This is a genomic window from Micromonospora sp. WMMD737, assembly GCF_049179055.1.
In the GTDB taxonomy this organism is placed as follows: domain Bacteria; phylum Actinomycetota; class Actinomycetes; order Mycobacteriales; family Micromonosporaceae; genus Micromonospora; species Micromonospora reichwaldensis.
The window spans coordinates 4,404,362-4,420,936 of the sequence record NZ_JBMHMH010000001.1; the positions used below are offsets into that span (position 1 = coordinate 4,404,362).

Annotated in this window: 16 protein-coding genes and 1 tRNA gene; 5 read left to right on the top strand and 12 right to left on the bottom strand. The window is 72.6% G+C overall.

What is annotated here, in order from left to right:
* Positions 1-32 precede the first annotated feature (32 nt).
* The 8 genes from ACN27A_RS19265 to ACN27A_RS19300 form a co-directional block, all read right to left on the bottom strand.
* Positions 33-3,044 carry an AfsR/SARP family transcriptional regulator gene (locus ACN27A_RS19265; RefSeq protein ID WP_421455360.1) on the bottom strand — a complete coding sequence of 1,004 codons (3,012 nt, stop codon included), beginning with the start codon at positions 3,042-3,044 and terminating at the stop codon, positions 33-35.
* A 112-nt stretch (positions 3,045-3,156) separates the two neighbouring features.
* Positions 3,157-3,627, bottom strand: a complete 471-nt coding sequence (locus ACN27A_RS19270; protein WP_421455362.1) for a S26 family signal peptidase — start codon at positions 3,625-3,627, stop codon at positions 3,157-3,159.
* The gene (locus ACN27A_RS19275) at positions 3,566-5,443 is read right to left on the bottom strand and encodes an ABC transporter ATP-binding protein (protein WP_421455365.1); all 1,878 of its coding nucleotides are present in this window, start codon (positions 5,441-5,443) and stop codon (positions 3,566-3,568) included. The genes ACN27A_RS19270 and ACN27A_RS19275 overlap by 62 nt, the downstream gene beginning before the upstream one ends.
* A complete protein-coding gene (locus ACN27A_RS19280) occupies positions 5,440-5,979 on the bottom strand; it encodes a hypothetical protein (protein WP_421455368.1) in 540 nt (179 codons plus the stop codon). Before ACN27A_RS19280 ends, ACN27A_RS19275 begins: the two co-directional genes overlap by 4 nt.
* Positions 5,976-6,500: a MauE/DoxX family redox-associated membrane protein gene (locus ACN27A_RS19285; RefSeq protein ID WP_421455370.1), complete on the bottom strand. Its 525-nt coding sequence runs from the start codon at positions 6,498-6,500 to the stop codon at positions 5,976-5,978. Before ACN27A_RS19285 ends, ACN27A_RS19280 begins: the two co-directional genes overlap by 4 nt.
* 67 nt (positions 6,501-6,567) lie before the next feature.
* A complete protein-coding gene (locus tag ACN27A_RS19290; RefSeq protein WP_421455372.1) occupies positions 6,568-6,780 on the bottom strand; it encodes a hypothetical protein in 213 nt (70 codons plus the stop codon).
* Positions 6,781-6,918: 138 nt separating this feature from the next.
* Complete coding sequence (locus ACN27A_RS19295) at positions 6,919-7,338, bottom strand: VOC family protein (protein WP_121401524.1); 420 nt, start codon at positions 7,336-7,338, stop codon at positions 6,919-6,921.
* Positions 7,339-7,417: 79 nt separating this feature from the next.
* Complete coding sequence (locus tag ACN27A_RS19300; RefSeq protein ID WP_421455375.1) at positions 7,418-7,795, bottom strand: helix-turn-helix domain-containing protein; 378 nt, start codon at positions 7,793-7,795, stop codon at positions 7,418-7,420.
* A gap of 170 nt (positions 7,796-7,965) precedes the next feature.
* Here ACN27A_RS19300 and ACN27A_RS19305 point away from each other — a divergent pair, with 170 nt between their 5' ends.
* On the top strand, positions 7,966-8,163 hold the full coding sequence (locus ACN27A_RS19305; protein ID WP_421455378.1) for a hypothetical protein: 198 nt from the start codon (positions 7,966-7,968) through the stop codon (positions 8,161-8,163).
* Positions 8,160-8,564: a type II toxin-antitoxin system VapC family toxin gene (locus ACN27A_RS19310; protein ID WP_421455380.1), complete on the top strand. Its 405-nt coding sequence runs from the start codon at positions 8,160-8,162 to the stop codon at positions 8,562-8,564. The genes ACN27A_RS19305 and ACN27A_RS19310 overlap by 4 nt, the downstream gene beginning before the upstream one ends.
* Positions 8,565-8,594: 30 nt before the next feature.
* Here ACN27A_RS19310 and ACN27A_RS19315 read toward each other — a convergent pair.
* Positions 8,595-8,671 (bottom strand) — tRNA-Thr (locus ACN27A_RS19315).
* A 331-nt stretch (positions 8,672-9,002) separates the two neighbouring features.
* Here ACN27A_RS19315 and ACN27A_RS19320 point away from each other — a divergent pair.
* Positions 9,003-10,094 (top strand): ABC transporter ATP-binding protein, encoded by a 1,092-nt coding sequence (locus ACN27A_RS19320; RefSeq protein ID WP_421455383.1) that lies wholly within the window; start codon positions 9,003-9,005, stop codon positions 10,092-10,094.
* A gap of 127 nt (positions 10,095-10,221) precedes the next feature.
* Here ACN27A_RS19320 and rlmB read toward each other — a convergent pair whose 3' ends face one another.
* On the bottom strand, positions 10,222-11,370 hold the full coding sequence (gene rlmB, locus ACN27A_RS19325) for a 23S rRNA (guanosine(2251)-2'-O)-methyltransferase RlmB (RefSeq protein WP_421455386.1): 1,149 nt from the start codon (positions 11,368-11,370) through the stop codon (positions 10,222-10,224).
* The gene (gene cysS, locus ACN27A_RS19330; RefSeq protein WP_421455389.1) at positions 11,370-12,785 is read right to left on the bottom strand and encodes a cysteine--tRNA ligase; all 1,416 of its coding nucleotides are present in this window, start codon (positions 12,783-12,785) and stop codon (positions 11,370-11,372) included. The genes rlmB and cysS overlap by 1 nt, the downstream gene beginning before the upstream one ends.
* A gap of 63 nt (positions 12,786-12,848) precedes the next feature.
* On the opposite strand from cysS, the gene ACN27A_RS19335 reads away from it, so the two are divergent.
* Positions 12,849-13,496, top strand: a complete 648-nt coding sequence (locus tag ACN27A_RS19335) for an IclR family transcriptional regulator (RefSeq protein WP_421455390.1) — start codon at positions 12,849-12,851, stop codon at positions 13,494-13,496.
* Positions 13,497-13,675: 179 nt separating this feature from the next.
* Positions 13,676-14,686, top strand: coding sequence for a hypothetical protein (locus ACN27A_RS19340; RefSeq protein ID WP_421455393.1), 1,011 nt, complete (start codon positions 13,676-13,678; stop codon positions 14,684-14,686).
* A gap of 98 nt (positions 14,687-14,784) precedes the next feature.
* Here the strand turns inward: ACN27A_RS19340 and ACN27A_RS19345 are convergent, their stop codons facing one another.
* On the bottom strand, positions 14,785-16,473 hold the full coding sequence (locus tag ACN27A_RS19345; RefSeq protein ID WP_421455396.1) for a S8 family serine peptidase: 1,689 nt from the start codon (positions 16,471-16,473) through the stop codon (positions 14,785-14,787).
* Between the last annotated feature and the right edge of the window lie 102 nt (positions 16,474-16,575).

Sequence of the window (16,575 nt, forward strand, 5' to 3'; positions counted from 1 at the left end):
GGCCACCCGCGAGCCCTGGATCGCCCGACTGGTCAGGCTCCCAGTGCGCGGGCTCGGCGGGCGACCTCGGCGAAGCCGTACTCCTGGGCCAGGCGCAGCGCGTGCTCGGCGTGGTCCCGGCAGGCGCGTCGGTCGTCGCACGCCGCCTCGGCTTCGGCAAGGGCCAGCAGGGCCTGCCCGGTGACGTAGGCATTGGCGCCGTCGGCCGCGAGCCGCACCGCCTCCGCCGCGTCGGCTCGCGCGGTGGCGGGGTCGGTTCCGGCCAGCACGGCGGCCCGCCCGGCGAGCGCGACCGACTTGACGTCCGCGTCGCGCACGTGCCTGGCGAGCGCCAGGGCCTGCCGGGCATGCTCGACGGCGGCATCGGTGTCGCCGTCGGCGCAGTACACCAGAGCCAGCTCGGTGAGGACCAGAACCTCCTGCTCCTCGTCGTCGAGATCACGGCAGATCGTCAGTGCTCGCTGGAGCTGTTCGGCTGCGATGTCGAGATTGCCGAGGTGACGGTGTGCCTGGGCACAACCGGCGAGGTAGACGCCGTCGTGCTGGCCGCCGCCGAGTTCGGCGTACAGGTCCACACAGCTCTGCAGGTGCCGGGCTGCGGAGGGGAAGTCGCCCAGCCGCAGCTCGAGCAGGCCCAGGTTGCCGAGGTTGTTGGCCTGGCTGCCGACGCGGCCGAGTTGCCGGTTGAGGTCGTAGGACTGCCGGTAGTGCTCGGCGGCCTCGGTGAGGCGGCCGAGCTCGCTGAAGGCGATCCCCAGGATGCCGACAGCGCTGGCCTCGCCCGCCGTCCATCCAACGGCCCGGCTTGTCATCGCCGCCGCACGCAGATGCCCGACGGCCTCGGCGTACCTGCCGAAGTTGATGTCCGCCATCCCCAGTCCGAAGGAGCCGGCGGCGAGTGCGTGCTGCGCGCCCGCAGCTATGGCAGCCTCACGGCCGGCAAGCTCGGTGGCACGCCACTCCACCGTGGAACGGCGGAGCCAGAAGTAGGGCCGGAGCGCCTGAGCCAGCCGCCAGGCCGCCTCGGGAACGCCTTCCGCAGCCGCCGCCGCGACGGCGGCGACGAGCACGCCGCGTTCGGCATCGAGCCATCCCAGCGCCGCCGCGCGGTCCGGGAATCCGCCGGGCTGCGGCGGCTCGCCGTCGGGCAGGCGCAGTGCGGTCGGAAACGCCGACGCCGACGCCGCGTCTGCCCGTCGGCGGTAGTGATCGTAGAACCGACGGATCGCGGCTGCCGCATCGGGTTCGTCCAGGCGGCACTGCTCGTTGGCGTATTCACGAAGCAGGTCGTGCATGGCATACCGGCCAGGACCGACACGTTCGAAGAGGTGCGCGGCCGCCAGTTGATCGAGCAGCTCCGCAGCGTGCCAGACGGTGGTGTCGCTGACCTCGGCGGCGGCCTCAGCCGTAATGTCGGGCGCCGGCACCGCGCCGCAGAGCCGGAACAGCCGGGCCGCAGCGGGGGAGAGCCGGCGACTGGAGCGGTCGAAGGCGGCCCGGACCGCCGCGAGCTCATCGACGGGAACTTGCAGGATGTCGAGCCGGGCGGCACGGCGTAGTTCGGCGACATAGCCGACGAGGCCGGGCCCGGCCTGGTCGCGCAGGTGCGCGCCCGCGATCCGCAGCGCCAGCGGAAGGTGCGCGCACGCCGCCACGAGTTCGGCTGCGGCATCCCGGTCAGCGTCGACGATGCCGTCGCCCAGCATCCGCCGGAGCAGTCCCTCGGCGTCGGCGGAGGCCAGCCTCGACAGTGGCACCCGCCGCGCTCCGTCGATGGCGACCAGCCCGGTGAGGCTGTCACGGCTGGTGACGAGGACCATCGTGCCCGGCTGGCTGGGTAGCAACGGCCGGACCTGTTCGGCAGTGGCCGCGTTGTCGGCGACGACGAGGACGCGCCGACCGGTCAGGGCCGCGCGGTAGGCGTTGGCAGCGGCGTCCTCGTCGGCCGGGATCTCCTCCGGTGCGACCCCGAGCGCCTGCAGCAGGATCGCGAGCGCGGCGAGCGGCGGAAGCTCCGTCCCCGGGCCGTGCCCACGCAGATTGACGTGCACCTGGCCGTCCGGAAACAGGGCCCGCCGGGCGTGCCCCCAGTGCAGGGCGAGGGCCGTCTTGCCGACGCCCGCCGTACCGGTGACGAGTGCGACAACGGGCTCGTGCAGAGCCTCGCGGGCCAGGGCGTCCAGCGTCGCCACCTCGCTGGCGCGGCCGGTGAAGTCGGGCACCGCGCGGGGTAGGAGACAGCCGGCGGCGGAAGGGACCGGAGCGGACGGTGGCGTCGTCGGAGCGGCGAGCGACGGGTCCTCGCGCAGGATCAGGTCCCGGGTACGCAGCAGGTCGGGCCCGGGGTCGACGCCCAGTTCGTCGGCGAGGCGCCCGCGGATCTGCTCGAAGGTGACGAGCGCGTCGGCCTGGCGTCCGCAGCGGTAGAGGGCGATCATGAGCTGGCTGTGCAGCCGCTCCCGCCACGGGTTCTCGGCGACGAGAGTGAGGAGGGTGGACAGGGCCGCCCGATGCCCGCCGAGCGCGAGCCGGGCGTCGATCAACTGCTCGGTCGCGTCGATCCGGGCCTGGTCGAGTCGCTGAGCGGCGGCCCGCATCAGAGGCGTGGTCAGGCCGTCCAGGGCGGGGCCGCGAAACAGCCCGAGCGCCTTCTCCAGCGCGCTCACACCGCCGCCGAGGTCGCCGGCAACGATGCTGTCAGTGCCCGCCCGCAGGCACCGGTCGAACTCGTCGACGTCGAGGGCGATGCCGTCCAGCCGGATGCGGTAGCTGCTACCGGTGGATTCGATGATCTGGTGGCCGAGGGCCGCGTGCAGCGTCTGGCGGAGCGTGGAGACCCGGTTCTGGGCCTGGGTGCGGGCCTTCGCGGGCCGGTCATCGCTCCAGGCGGCCTCAATCAACCGGTCGACCTGGACATACCGGCCGGCCTCCAGTAGCAGGGCGGCGAGCACCGCCTGGGAGACCCGCCCGCTGATCGGCACCGTCCTGTCGTCGCACACCAGGTCGACCGGTCCCAGCAGCCGGAAGATAGCTACGCCGTGCACGTGGATTCCCCCCGCTTGCCCCGCGGGGACACCGGGCAGCGGCCCCCGCACGACCACGAGTGTGCCGCCTATCGAACATCACGGCCAGGCAGGCGCGGTGAAGCTTAGCGAGTCATCGCAGTCGCCCCCGGGCGACCACCTCCGCATCGACCGCGCGCAGGCGGAGGACGACGACGCCGAGGAGGCGGTCGCCGGGGACCGGCCCGACCTGCCGGGAGTCGTAGCTCATCGCCGCGTTGTCGCCAGCCACCGCGAGGGATCCGGGCGGCACCGGCCAGCACGTGCCGTCGATACCGGCGGTGACGTCGCCCGGAAGGCCGGTGACGCGCTTCACCGACCACCGAGCGGGCAGGCCGGCGTTTGGCGGTAGATTGGCCGGCGCAGCTCGCTGATCCGGCAGTTCGAGTACGACGACGGCCCCGCGACGGACGCGCCCGACCCGGGTGCGGCGCACGAGCAGCGAGTCGCCGTGACGCAGGGCGGGAAGCATGCTCTCGCCGGTGACCGTGACGACGATGAGGCTACGGCGCAGCCACCAGATCGTCAGCAGGACCGTCGTGATCAACACCAGCGGCACCGCCATCGCCATCCTCCTTCGTGCCGTCCCGGTAGCCCCGCGCCTGCATGGTGAACAGGCGGGCATAGACGCCCCCGTCACGCATCAGCTCAGTGTGCGACCCGCGCTCGACGATGGTGCCCGCCGCGAGCACCACGATCACGTCCGCGTCACGGATGGCGCTGAGCCGGTGCGAGATGAGCAGGCTGGTCCGGCCACGCCGGTGCTCGCGAAGCCGGTGGTGGATCTCGTATTCGGCGTCGGCGTCCAGGCCCGAACTGGGTTCGTCGAGCACGAGCAGCTCCGGATCCTGGCGCAGCAGCGTACGGGCGAGCGCCAGCCGCTGCCACTGGCCTCCGGAAAGCACGACACCGGTGTCCGGGTTGTCCCGGTCCTGCTCGCTGACATAGGTACGCGACAACTGCGTGTCGTAGCCGTGCGGCAGCCTCCTGAGCGTGGCATCGATCCCGGCGAGCCGCGCCGCGCCCGCCACCCGGTCGGAGTCTGCGTTGACCAGGTCGCCAAGGGCGATGTTGTGCTCGGCGGTGAGGTCGTAGCGCATGAAGTCCTGGAACAGCACGCCGACCCGGGCCCGCAGGTCGTCCACGTCCATCTCGCGGATGTCGACCCCGTCCCACAGGATCTGGCCACGGACCGGGTCGTGCAACCGGCACAGCAGCTTGACCAGCGTCGTCTTGCCGGAGCCGTTGACCCCGACGAGGGCGCAGGCACGGGTCGCCGGCAGCGTCAGGGTGACGCCGCGCAGCACCCACGGCTGCCCGTCGCCGTAGCGGAACCAGACGTCGCGAACCTCGATGCCCTCACGCAGCCGCGGCACCGGCCTGGGCAGCTCCGGCACCGCCAGGCGGGGCGGCTCGGCGACGACCGACCGGTAATGTTGCAGCAGCATCACCGCCTCGTGCCCGGCCGCGATCGCCTCCACAGAGGACGTCAGCGCCGCCTGCGTACCGGCGACGGCCGCGACGAGCAGCAGGACATCGCCGGCGGACATCGCGTTCCGACCGGCCGCGAGCACCGCCCAGACGAGCACACCACCGGAGATTCCGGCGGCGACTGTCGCCAGTCCCACCTGGACCCGTAGCTGCGCGACGTCGACCGCACGATGGCGGGCCAGAGCTTCCCGATGCTGGTCGTGCATCAACTGGCGCAGGTGCTCGCCGGCACCGAACAGCCGGATCTCCTGCGCGGCCTGCGTTGTGGTGAGCAGGCCGGCGAAGAAGCCTTGGCGCCGCTGCATCGGACTGACCAGCGCTAGCATCGCCACCCGGCTGCGGCCCAGCGCGAGCTGCGCCAGCAGGGCGGGCACCGCGGCCGCGACGACGATCGCGGCCACCGTGACGTTGACGATCGCGAGCGAAACCACCAGGGACGCGGCAGTCACCACGGAGCGGGCGACCGCGAGCACGCTCTGCATGATCTGACCCGGAGCGAAGTCGCCGGCCTGCCGGGCGAGCTGCAGGCGGTCGAGGTAGGCGGGCGACTCGAACACGGCGATCCCGCGCTGGGCGTTGACCGCGGCGAAGAGCTCCCCGTGGGCGACGACGGTGACCCGCCGGTGCAGTTCCTGCGCCGCATAGTTGGACCAGAGGGGCGCGACGGCGGCGGCGAGACTGACGGCGGCCAGCGCGACGACGATCCCGACGACCGCCCCGCCCCCGGTGAGCCCGTCCACCATCGCGCGGGTGAGCAGAGCCAGAGCCACCGGAACCACGCCCGACAGCAGGGTGACAGCGGCGTACCCGGTCAACAGGCCCGGCCCACTGCGGGCGGCGAGGCGCAGCGCCAACCGGACGCAGGCCACCGTCTGCCGCAGAGCCTTCATCGCGCGGGTCCGGGAATCGCGGCGAGGACAGCCGGCAGGTCGCGGATGTCGTTGCCCACCGCCGTGACCACGCCACCCGCGACGGCGACGAGCGCCGGATACTCGCGGATGCCGAGGGCCCGCTGCACCGCGCCGGTGACCGGCGCTTCGACGACGACCGGCGCGTAGCGGCCGAGCACACCGGTCATCGGCTCCGCCGTCGACGGGTCGGCCGCCACCACGACGAGGGCGGCGGGTCGCCCGGGTTCGGCGAGCGTCGCCGCGAGACCGGTGACGGCCTCCTCACAGGCGCCACAGCCCGGGCTGAGGACGGCGACCAGGCCACCAGCGGCGAGGTCGGTTCCCGATGAGAGCGACCCGTCCACGGTCACCGCCGCGAAATCGGCGACCGGGTCGCCCGCTCGCAACCCCGGCGGGGTGTGCTCGACCAGCCGGCCCAGGGTGCGTGCCTGCGTACGCAGCCGGCGGACCAGGGCGAGCGTGAGCAGCAGATTCGTCAGACAGAAGGCGACCAGCGCAACCTCCACGACAGTCATCGGGATCGTCTCCTCTGCGGTGCGGCCGGGGCGAGTAGGTCCAGAAGATCGTCGAAGCGGACCAGCAGCGCCGCGGCGAACGCGGCGACGGCCCAGGCCACCAGCGACGGCCGCACATGGGCGTAGCCCGCCCAGCCGACGGCCGCGCAGGCCAGCAGGAGCAGGTTGCGCCCCAGTTGAGCCGTACTGATCCGGTCGCCGCCGGTGCCGAAGCAGCTACACGCCAGCGGTACCCGCCGTCCGAGCGCCACAGCCAGTCCGGCCGTCAGTACCACGAGGAGCACCACGGCGGCGGCGGCGCCGGCCCGTGCGGTCGCCGGGAAGGCGAGGCAGGCGGCGATGACGGCCTCGGCGGCGACCAGCAACACGGCCGCGTGAGCCGCCCAGGATGCCGGTAGCAGCCGCGCCGTCCGCAGCAGCGTCACCAGTTCGCGGAATCCGGACGGGCGGGCCTTGGCGGCTGCGGCCACGATGAACACGATCGCGAGCATCGGCCCGACGATCGACGCCAGAGCTGACATGCAGTTCGTCCCGTCGGTGGATGAGGGATGGCCGGCCCGCCCCCGTGGCGGGCCGGCCACCAGCTGATCAGGCCGGGATGCAGCCGCTGACCTGGACCCAGGATCCGTACGTGACGCTGCAGCTGGCCTGGATCGTGACGCTCCGACGCCACCTGGTGCGGCCGCCCGAGCAGGCGCGGTACTGGTACTCGTAGTAGGTCTGCACCTCACAGGCCGCTGCGGCCGTGGTCGTGGGCAGCACGAGGCGCAGAGCCCGGTCGATCGCGTGGACGACGCGCATGAAATCCCCTTCCGTCCGGCCCGGCGGACTGCCGGTCCGTGGTGAAGGACACGCTAGGCGGGCCGACCCCAGATCCGTCACAGATCCATCACAGGGGGCATCTGAGCCGCTCAAAGGTCGAGTCGCTCCCGCACCGGGTCAGCCCCTGGGGAACATCTGGCCGATGCGGATCTTGTTGCCGAACGGGTCGCGGATGCCGAAGTCGATCCCGTACGGGCGCTCCATCGGCTCGTCGGTGATCTCGACGCCCTTGGCCACGAGGTCCTCGTACGTCTTGTGCGCGTCGTCGGTGGTCATGAAGAGGTAACCGCCCAGCGCCCCCTTCGTGAGCAGCTCACGGACCTGCTCGGCGGTCGCCGGGTCCAGCGCCGGCGGGCCCGGCTTCTCCAGCAGGATCTCGCGCTCCGGGTCGCCGGGCAGGTTCACCGTCAGCCAGCGCATGAAGCCGAGGTCCTGGTCGGTGTTGACCTCCAGGCCGAGCTTGCCGACATAGAAGTCGAGGGCCTCGTCCTGGTCGAGCACGTAGATCTGGGAGCGGCTGATCGCGTTCATCGTCATGCCGGGAACGCTACGGGGCTCCCCTGACCTGCTGCTTATCCAAAACTGACCTCTGCTGCCCGAAGCTGCTGGGCCGGGTCTAGGCCTTGGTGAAGCACACCGGCACGGCGGCGGTGGGCGCCTTGCGCCGGCGGTACTCCGACGGCGGCTCCCCGACGATCTGCCGGAACGTGCGGCTGAACGTGCCCAGGCTGGCGAAGCCGACCGCGTAGCAGACGTCGGTGACGTCCCGGTCGGTGTGCAGCAGCAGGTACATGGCCCGCTCCACCCGCCGCCGCTGGAGGTAGCGGTGCGGGGTCTCGCCAAAGGTCGCCCGGAAGGTGCGGATGAAGTGCGCCTCGGAGACGTACGCGATGCGGGCCAGGGCGGGGATGTCCAGCGGCTGGTCGTACGCGCGGTCCATCGCGTCCCGGGCGCGCAGCATGGCCCGGTTCGACTCCTCCGTCGCCCTGCTCACGTGACCAGCATAGGCACCGGCCACAGGCCCGACGGCGACCCGCCGCCCCGCCGGTTCGCGTACCGCGGGAACTGCCTCGATCCGTGACGGTGCGTGCCGTAGATGACGGGGTCCAGGCCCTCTGCGTGCGAGAATGGAATCCGCAGTGAGCAGGAGGGGAGCCGGGTGCAATGTCGAGCAACGCCGAGAGTGTGCCCAAGTGGCCGACTGCTGAACACGTACCGGCAACGGAACTGGCGCGTCGTCAGGGTGTCCGACCGGTCGCTTCCATCGACGACCTCGCACGGCCGGGCCTGTTCGAGTCCGACGACGAGCTGGACGACTTCCTCGCCGACCTCTACGCCTCCCGGCGGGCCGGCGCCGCGTGAGCCTGGTGGTCCTGGACACCGACGTCGCGTCGGCCATCCTGCGCGGTCGGCTGCACGACCGGCTCCGTGCCCGGCTGACCGGTAAGACCCTGTGCATCACCTTCGTCACGCTTGGGGAGCTGACCAAGTGGACCGCGCTGCGGAGCTGGGGGCCACGCAAGCTGGCTGACCTCGCGCAGTGGCGCTCCGGCGTCGTGCTGCTGCCCTTCGACGAGGCGGTGGCGACGACCTGGGGGCATCTCCAGGCGCGGGCACAGCATCGCGGGCGGCCCCGGCCGACGAACGACTCCTGGATCGCGGCATGCTGCCTCGTCGACCGGCTACCGCTGGCGACCTTCAACGGCAAGGACTACGCCGACTTCGCCGAGTACGACGGTCTCCGCCTCTTCGACGTCTCCTAGCTTCCGGTAACCGGGCTGTCTGATGAAATTTGGAGCCCCCGGCCGGGATCGAACCGGCGACATCTCGCTTACAAGGCGAGTGCTCTGGCCAGCTGAGCTACAGGGGCGTGTGGTGCCGACGCCAGCATAGCGACTGACGTCCGGATTTCCGCCGCGGCAGGCCCCCCGACCACCGGAAACGTCTCCGCCCCCCTGCGGCGGACCGACATTGACGGTCGATTGATGTCCGCCCGTGCCCGAGTGACCGGAATGTCTATGCGGTCCGTCCCATCCCGTGCGCCCCGCCTTGGCAGGTGACGGAAAGCCGTTTACCGTGCAGTGACACGGACGACATCTCGATCACCGAGAGGCCGCCCGTGGGCCGGCGCGTCCCGTGCCGGCCGCTCCTTCACTCGGATCGTCCGGCACGTTCCTGCCGGTGAAAGGAAGCACCCCACCATGGCTACGGTCACCTACTCCAAGGCGTCCCGGATCTACCCGGGCACGGAGCGTCCCGCCGTCAACCAGCTCGACCTGGAGATCGGCGACGGCGAGTTCCTCGTCCTGGTCGGCCCCTCCGGTTGCGGCAAGTCCACCAGCCTGCGCATGCTCGCCGGCCTCGAGGACGTCGACCAGGGCTCGATCCACATCGACGACCGGGACGTCACCCACCTGCCGCCGAAGGCCCGCGACATCGCGATGGTCTTCCAGAACTACGCTCTCTACCCGCACATGACGGTGTACGAGAACATGGCGTTCGCGCTCAAGCTGCGCAAGACCTCGAAGGCCGAGATCGACCGGCGGGTCAAGGAGGCGGCGGCGCTGCTCCAGCTGGAGGAGTACCTGGGCCGCAAGCCGAAGGCCCTCTCCGGCGGTCAGCGCCAGCGGGTGGCCATGGGCCGGGCGATCGTCCGCGAGCCGCAGGTCTTCCTCATGGACGAGCCGCTGTCGAACCTCGACGCGAAGCTGCGTGTGCAGACCCGTACCCAGATCGCGTCGCTCCAGGCGAAGCTGGGCGTCACCACCGTCTATGTCACCCACGACCAGGTCGAGGCCATGACCATGGGTCACCGGGTGGCGGTCATGCTCGACGGCGTGCTCCAGCAGGTGGACACCCCGCGGGCGCTCTACGACACCCCGGCCAACGTCTTCGTCGCCGGCTTCATGGGCTCCCCCGCCATGAACATCAAGACCGTGCCGCTGAACGAGCGGGGCGCCGCCTTCGCCGACCTGCAGATCCCGCTCACCCGTGAGCAGGTCGAGGCGGCCCGCGCCGACGGCGGCGACAACAAGGTGACCGTCGGCTTCCGCCCCGAGGACTGCGACCTGGTCAGCCCGACCGAGGGCGGCATGCCCGTCGTCGTCGAGCTGGTCGAGGACCTCGGCTCGGACGCCAACATCTACGGCCACGCCGCGCTCGAGGGCAGCAACGAGCGCTTCGTGGTCCGCACCGACCGGCGCACCATGCCGAACATGGGCGACACCGTGTTCGTCAAGCCGCGCGAGGGCCGCAGCCACGTCTTCAACGCGAGCACCGGCAACCGCATCTGACGTACGACGAGATGGGGGTGCCCGCCGACCGGCGGGTGCCCCCATCGTCGTCTCCGGGCTGAGGGCCCCCGGACAGGCGAAGGGGCGGCCCGCCATCGGCGGACCGCCCCTTCTCCGTGTCTGCGGATCAGCCCTCGGCGGCCCGGCGGCGCGCCACCTCGGCGAGGGTGACGGCCGCGGCGACGCTGGCGTTGAGCGACTCGACGTCGGAGACCATCGGGATGCTGACCGTCAGGTCGCAGGTCTCGCCGACCAGCCGGGAGAGCCCCCGGCCCTCGGAGCCGACCACCACGACCAGCGGGCCGACGGCGGCCTCCAGGTCGTAGAGGTCGGTCTCGCCGTCGGCGTCCAGGCCCACCACGAGGAAGCCGGCGTCCTGACAGGCTTTCAGCGACCGGGTGAGGTTCGTCACCTGGGCGACCGGTACCCGCGCCGCCGCACCGGCGCTGGTCCGCCAGGCGGTCGCGGTGATCCCGGCAGCCCGCCGCTCCGGTACGAAGACACCCTGCACGCCGAAGGCGGCGGCGGACCGGATCACCGCGCCGAGGTTGCGCGGGTCGGTCACCCCGTCCAGCGCCACCAGCAGCGGGGCGGTCTGCTCCAGCGCCGCCGCGACGAGGTCCTCGAAGGGCTCGTAAGCGAACGCCGGCACCTGGAGCCCGATGCCCTGGTGCAGCACGCCGCCGGTCATCCGGTCCAGCTCGGCCCGGCTGATCTCCAGGATCGCGATGCCCCGGTCGGCGGCCGTCCGGACGATCTCGTTGACCCGGTCGTCGGCGTCGATGCCCTGCGCGGTGTAGAGCGCGGTCGCCGGCACCTGGGCGCGCAGCGACTCCAGCACCGGGTTGCGGCCGACCAGCAGCTCCGGCGTGTCCTTGGACGGGTTGGACTTGCGGCCCGGCGCGACCCGGGGGCCGCCGCGACCGGTGGGCCTGGCGCCCCGACCGCCCGTACCGCGCCCGCCCGTGCCGCGCCCGCCCGTGGTCGGCACGCCCCGGCCACCGCCCTTGCCCCAGGTGGTGTCCTTGCTGCCCGGCTGGCCGATCTTGGGGGCGCGCCCCTCCTCGGCCGCTGCCCGGCGCTCCTTGTCCTGCTTCCAGGCGGTGCGCTGGGGCAGCTTCTCGGTGCCCGAGTACGCCTTGTGCCAGGGCCGCTCGTCGGCGGGCAGGGTCCTGCCCCGCCCGGCGAGGCTGTCCTTGTTCTTGCCACCGGAGCCCTTCGGGGCTCCCGCCTTCGGCGTCAGACGCCGGCCACGGCGCTGCGAGTTGCCGGCCATCAGTCCTGCTCTCCAATAGTCCAACGGGGGCCCTGGGGGGTGTCCTCGACCACCACGCCGGCCTGCTTGAGCTGGTCACGTACGGCGTCCGCGGCGGCCCAGTCCTTGCGACCGCGGGCCTGTGCGCGCTGCTCCAGGGCCAGCGCGACCAGCGAGTCCACCACGCCGCGCAGGTCGTCCGTGCGGCCGCCACCGGTCCACACCGGGTCGAGGGGGTCGACCCCGAGGATATCCAGCATGGCGCGCGCGGAGGCCAGCGCCGTGCGGACGGTCACATCGTCGCCGCCGGTCAGCGCGGTGTTGCCGTCGCGGACCACCTCGTGCAGGACGGCGAACGCGGCGGAGGTGTTCAGGTCGTCGTCCATGGCCGCCGCGAACGCGCCCGGCAGCTCGCCGAGCTGGCCGGCGCCGACGCGCTCGACGGCCCGCTGCACGAAGCCCTCGATCCGGCGGTACGCGACGGCGGCCTCGCGCAGCGCGTCCTCCGAGTAGTCGATCCGGGACCGGTAGTGCGCGGCGGCGTAGTAGTAACGCAGCTCCACCGGGCGCACCCCGAGCGAGCCGACGTACGTCAGGTCGAGGGCGTTGCCGAGCGACTTGCCCATCTTGGCGCCGCCGATGCTGAGCAGCCCGTGGTGCACCCAGTAGCGGGCGAACGGCAGCCCGGCGGCCTGCGACTGGGCGATCTCGTTCTCGTGGTGGGGGAAGGTGAGGTCCAGTCCGCCGCCGTGGATGTCGAACTCGGCCCCGAGGTAGCGCCGGCACATCGCCGAGCACTCGATGTGCCAGCCCGGCCGGCCCCGCCCCCACGGCGACGGCCAGTAGGCGTCCGCCGGCTCGTCGGGCTTGGCGCCCTTCCAGAGCGCGAAGTCGCGCGGGTCGCGCTTGCCCCGGTCGGGCGCGTCCCCGGCCGACTGCATCGCGTCCGGCGACTGCCCCGACAGGGAGCCGTAGGCCGGCCAGGAGCAGACGTCGAAGTAGACGTCGCCGGAGTCGTCGGTGGCCGGGTAGGCGTGCCCGTCGGCGATGAGCTTGGCGATCAGCTCGTGCATCTCCGGGATGTGCCCGGTGGCCCGCGGCTCGTACGTCGGGGGCAGCACGTTGAGCGCCCGGTAGGACTCGGCCAGGACCAGCTCGTTGGCGTACGCGATCGACCAGAAGGGCTGGCCCCGCTCCATCGCCTTGACCAGGATCTTGTCGTCGATGTCGGTCACGTTGCGGATGAAGGTGACCTCGTAGCCGGCGGCGAGCAGCCAGCGGCGCAGCACGTCGTAGTTGACGCCGGAGCGAAGGTGGCCGATGTGCGGCGGGGCCTGGAGGGTGAGACCACACAGGTAGACCCCCACCTTGCCGGCTTCCCGCGGGACGAAGTCCCGCACCGATCGGGTGGCGGTGTCATACAGGCGTAGCGTCACCGTACAAGGGTAGCCGTCCCCGCATTCCTGGGTTGTCCGGAGCCGGGTCGTACGCTGCTGGGCGTGGAGACGACGGCGCGGGGCGGGGAGACGGCGCAGACGTTGGACCGGGGACTGCGACTGCTGCACCTGGTCGCCGACGCGCCGGGCGGGCTGACCGTCACCGAGGCGGCGAACCGGTTGGGCGTCGGCCGGGCGGCGGTGTACCGGCTGGTCGGCGCGCTCGCCGCGCACGGCATGCTGCGCCGCGACGGCGAGGGCCGGCTGCGTCTCGGCGCCGGGGTGCTGCACCTGGCCCGGCGGGCCCAGCCGCTGCTCGCCGAGGGGGCGCTGCCCGCGTTGCGCCGCCTCGCGGAGCAGGCCGGCGCGACCGCCCACCTGACGGTGGTCGAGGGCGGCGAGGGGGTCGCGCTCGTCGTGGTCGAGCCGAGCTGGACGTCGTTCCACGTCGCGTACCGGACGGGGGCGCGGCACCCGCTGGAGCGCGGGGCGGCCGGGCGGGCCATCCTCGCCGGCCGGGCGGGCGCCGCCGGCCCGGTGAGCACCGCCGGGGAACTGCAATCCGGGGCGTACGGCGTGGCCGCCCCGGTGCTCGGCGTGCCGGGCCTGGAGGCGAGCGTCGGGGTGGTGGCGCTGGCCCCGCTGGACGCCGAGGTGGTCGGCGCGCAGGTCCTCGCTGCCGCCACCGCCATCGCCACCGCCCTCTCCTGAGCCGCCGCCCTGTTCGGAGTCGCGCCCCTTTCCGAGTGACCGCCCGCCCTCGGGCGCCAGCGGTGCTCTACCACATCCGTGCCCCGCCGTGCCGGTTGTCCACAGTCGGCGTTCCTCGGGGCTGCCCCGGTTGTCCACAGGGCTGTCGGGCGGGGCAGGACGGCGGGCACGCTGCCCACATGCCACCTCCACCGCACCGGCCCGGCGTACTGGCCTGGCAGGTCTTCCGCGGCTCAGACGCGATCCGACAGGGACTGGTCACCGAGCACCAACTGCGCAGCTCGGCCTGGCTTCGTTTGCGCCACGACGTCTACGCCGACGCCCGGCTGGACCGGGACCACGCCCTCGCCTGCCGGGCCGCCGCCCTGCGGCTGCCGCCCGAGGCGGTCGTCGCCGGCCCTTCGGCGGCCTACCTGCACGGCGTCGAGCACGCCGCCTCCTTCGCCGACGACGTGCACGTCCTCGTCCCCAGGGCGATGCGCCTCGGCCCGCAGCGGGGCCTGCGCGTGCACTCCATGGGCCCGGCCACGTCGCCGTCGTACGCGTCCGCCCAGTCCCGGAAGACGGGCTGCGGTCCGGGCCCGGCGGTCCGCCCGACCTCGGACGGCCGGCACACCGCGGTCCTCCCGTCCCCGGGCGGCCTGCGGGTGGCGGACCTGCGGACCGCCGGTGTGCCGGTGGCTACGGACCCGACCTCGGCGGCGTGGGAGACGGCGGTCTGGTTGGAGCCGCTCCGTGCGGTCGGCATCGTCGACTCGCTGCTCCGACAGGGTTCGACCAGCCGCGAGGCCCTCGCCGACGTCGCCGACCGCAACGCCGAGCGGCCCGGCGGCCGCCGGGCGCGCTGGGTGTTCGGGTTGGCGGATCCGGGCGCCCGGTCGCCGGCCGAGTCCGAGCTGCGGGTGCGGCTGGTGCTGGCCGGGCTGCCGCGCCCCGCCGCCCGGCACCCCGTCCGGGTCGCCTCCGGGCTGGTGCTGCACGCCGACCTGGCGTGGCCGGCGTACCGCGTCGCCGTCGCCCAGGACGGGCAGCACGCCGAGGCGGGCGGCGGGCACCTCGACCGGATCGCCACACTGGCCGGTGCCGGCTGGCTCGTGCTGCCCGTGACCGGCAGGCGACTGCGTCAGGACTTCCCCGGTGTCCTGCGCGAGGTTCGCGCCGCGCTCGGGGCCCGGGGCTGGCGCCAGTGACCGGGGCGCTCCCGCCACCGTCGGGCGGGTCGGTTGCCCACCGCCGGACATGCGAGGGGCCCGGCCGAACGAGTCGGCCGGGCCCCTGCCGTCCTGCCCTACGGGCGGGCGTTGGGCTTGAGCGGGGTCTTCACCGCCGCGTACGCGTCGACGATGCCGTAACCGTAGAAGCCGTTGAAGTTCAGCCCACCGGCGCAGTAGGCGTCGAACTCGGCGTCCCGGCCCTCGTTGGCGTACGACTGCAGGCGCGGCTCCGGGCAGGCGTGCTCGGCCGCCGTCCGGTAGAGGTGCTGCTCCACCAGCTTGGGCGCCATGCCGAAGCCGCCGTGCCGCTCCTTCTTGCCGTGCTTGCTGACGATCAGCGCGGCGACGCCGGAGGCGTGCGGGGCCGCCATGGAGGTGCCCTGCAGGTAGGTGTAGTACCCGCACTCACCGTTGGCCTTGCACTGCTTGAAGACCGTCTCCTCGAACCCGGCGACGATGTTGCCGTTCGCGTCGACCGAGCCCTCCTCCTGGAGCACCTTCTTCGGGTACGTCGAGAGGATCATGTTGGCGTCGGTACGGAAGGTGTCCGTGCCGAAGCCGTCACGGAACCAGCCACCGGGGGCCGCCACGGCGGTCTGCTCGGTGCCGTAGTTCGAGAAGTCCGACTTCTTGCCCGACGGCCCGACCGCCGACACGCTGATCACGTTGGGGCCCTCGGTGGGCAGGTCCCAGCAGCTGTCGTTGTCGATCTCGCGCGGGTAGGGCGCGGTGTCGCCGTAGTCCGGGCTCGACACGTCGGTACGCGGGGCGCCCAGGTCCTCGTGGTTGTTGCCCAGCGCGCCGACCAGCGTGACGCCCCGGTCGTGGGCGAAGTTCAGCGCCCGCTTCATGGCCTTGATGGTGGCCCGCTGCTCGGCCTGGTCCTCGGGGGAGTCGGCCGGGTTGGCGGTGCAGTTGTAGAGCCAGGGGTCGACGTAGAAGGACATGTTGACCACGTCCAGGCCGACCTTGCCGGCGTGCAGCAGGCTGTTGACCACCGGCTCCAGGAAGAAGTAGCCGGAGTCCTGGCCGCCCTTGAGCTCGACCAGGGAGATGTTCGGGGCGACGCCGGAGAGGCCGAAGCCGTTGGCGGCGGCGCCGATCGTGCCGGCCACGTGGGTGCCGTGCCCGCCGTCGTCGGTGCCGACCGGGTCGAGGCAGCTCGCCACCTCGCACGGGCCGTCGACGTCCACCATGTCCGGGGCGAAGTTGCGGGACAGCGCCCAGTTGAAGTTCGGCGCGATGTCGGGGTTGCTGGCGTCGACGCCGGTGTCCAGCACGCCGACGGTGACCCGGCGGTCGCCCGGCTCGACCTTGCGGGCCTGGTCCGCCCGGATCATCTCCAGGCCCCAGAGCTTGTCGTCCAGCGGATCCATCTTCTTGCCACGCTTGGCGCCCGCGCCCTTGGCCGCGGCGGCGGCCAGCAGGTGCTCCTGCTCGACCCGGTCCAGCTTGGGCTTGCGGCCGATGGCCTTCTGCTCGGTGGCGCCGATCAGCGCGGTCGCGGCGGTTGCCTTCGCCGCGAAGTCGGCCCGGTCGCTGGTCACCCGGAACATGCCGACGTCGTCGGAGCGGGAGACCACCGTGCCGCCGGCCGACCGGATGGCGGCGACCGCGGCGTCCGCCGAGACGCCGTCCTCGGCGACGACGGTGAAGGTACGGGCACTGCTCGGCTCGGCGCTGGCCGGCACGCTCATGCCTGTCACCGCAAGTGCCAGCACCGTCGCGGACGCGACGGCACCGGCGGTGAAGCGCTTGCTCACCACATCGGATCCTCTCGTTGAGGGACGTGGCAGCCATCAGACAACACCGCGGCACTTTCCGCCATAGCAACGTCGGCTATCGCGCGAATCTGGCTTTCATCC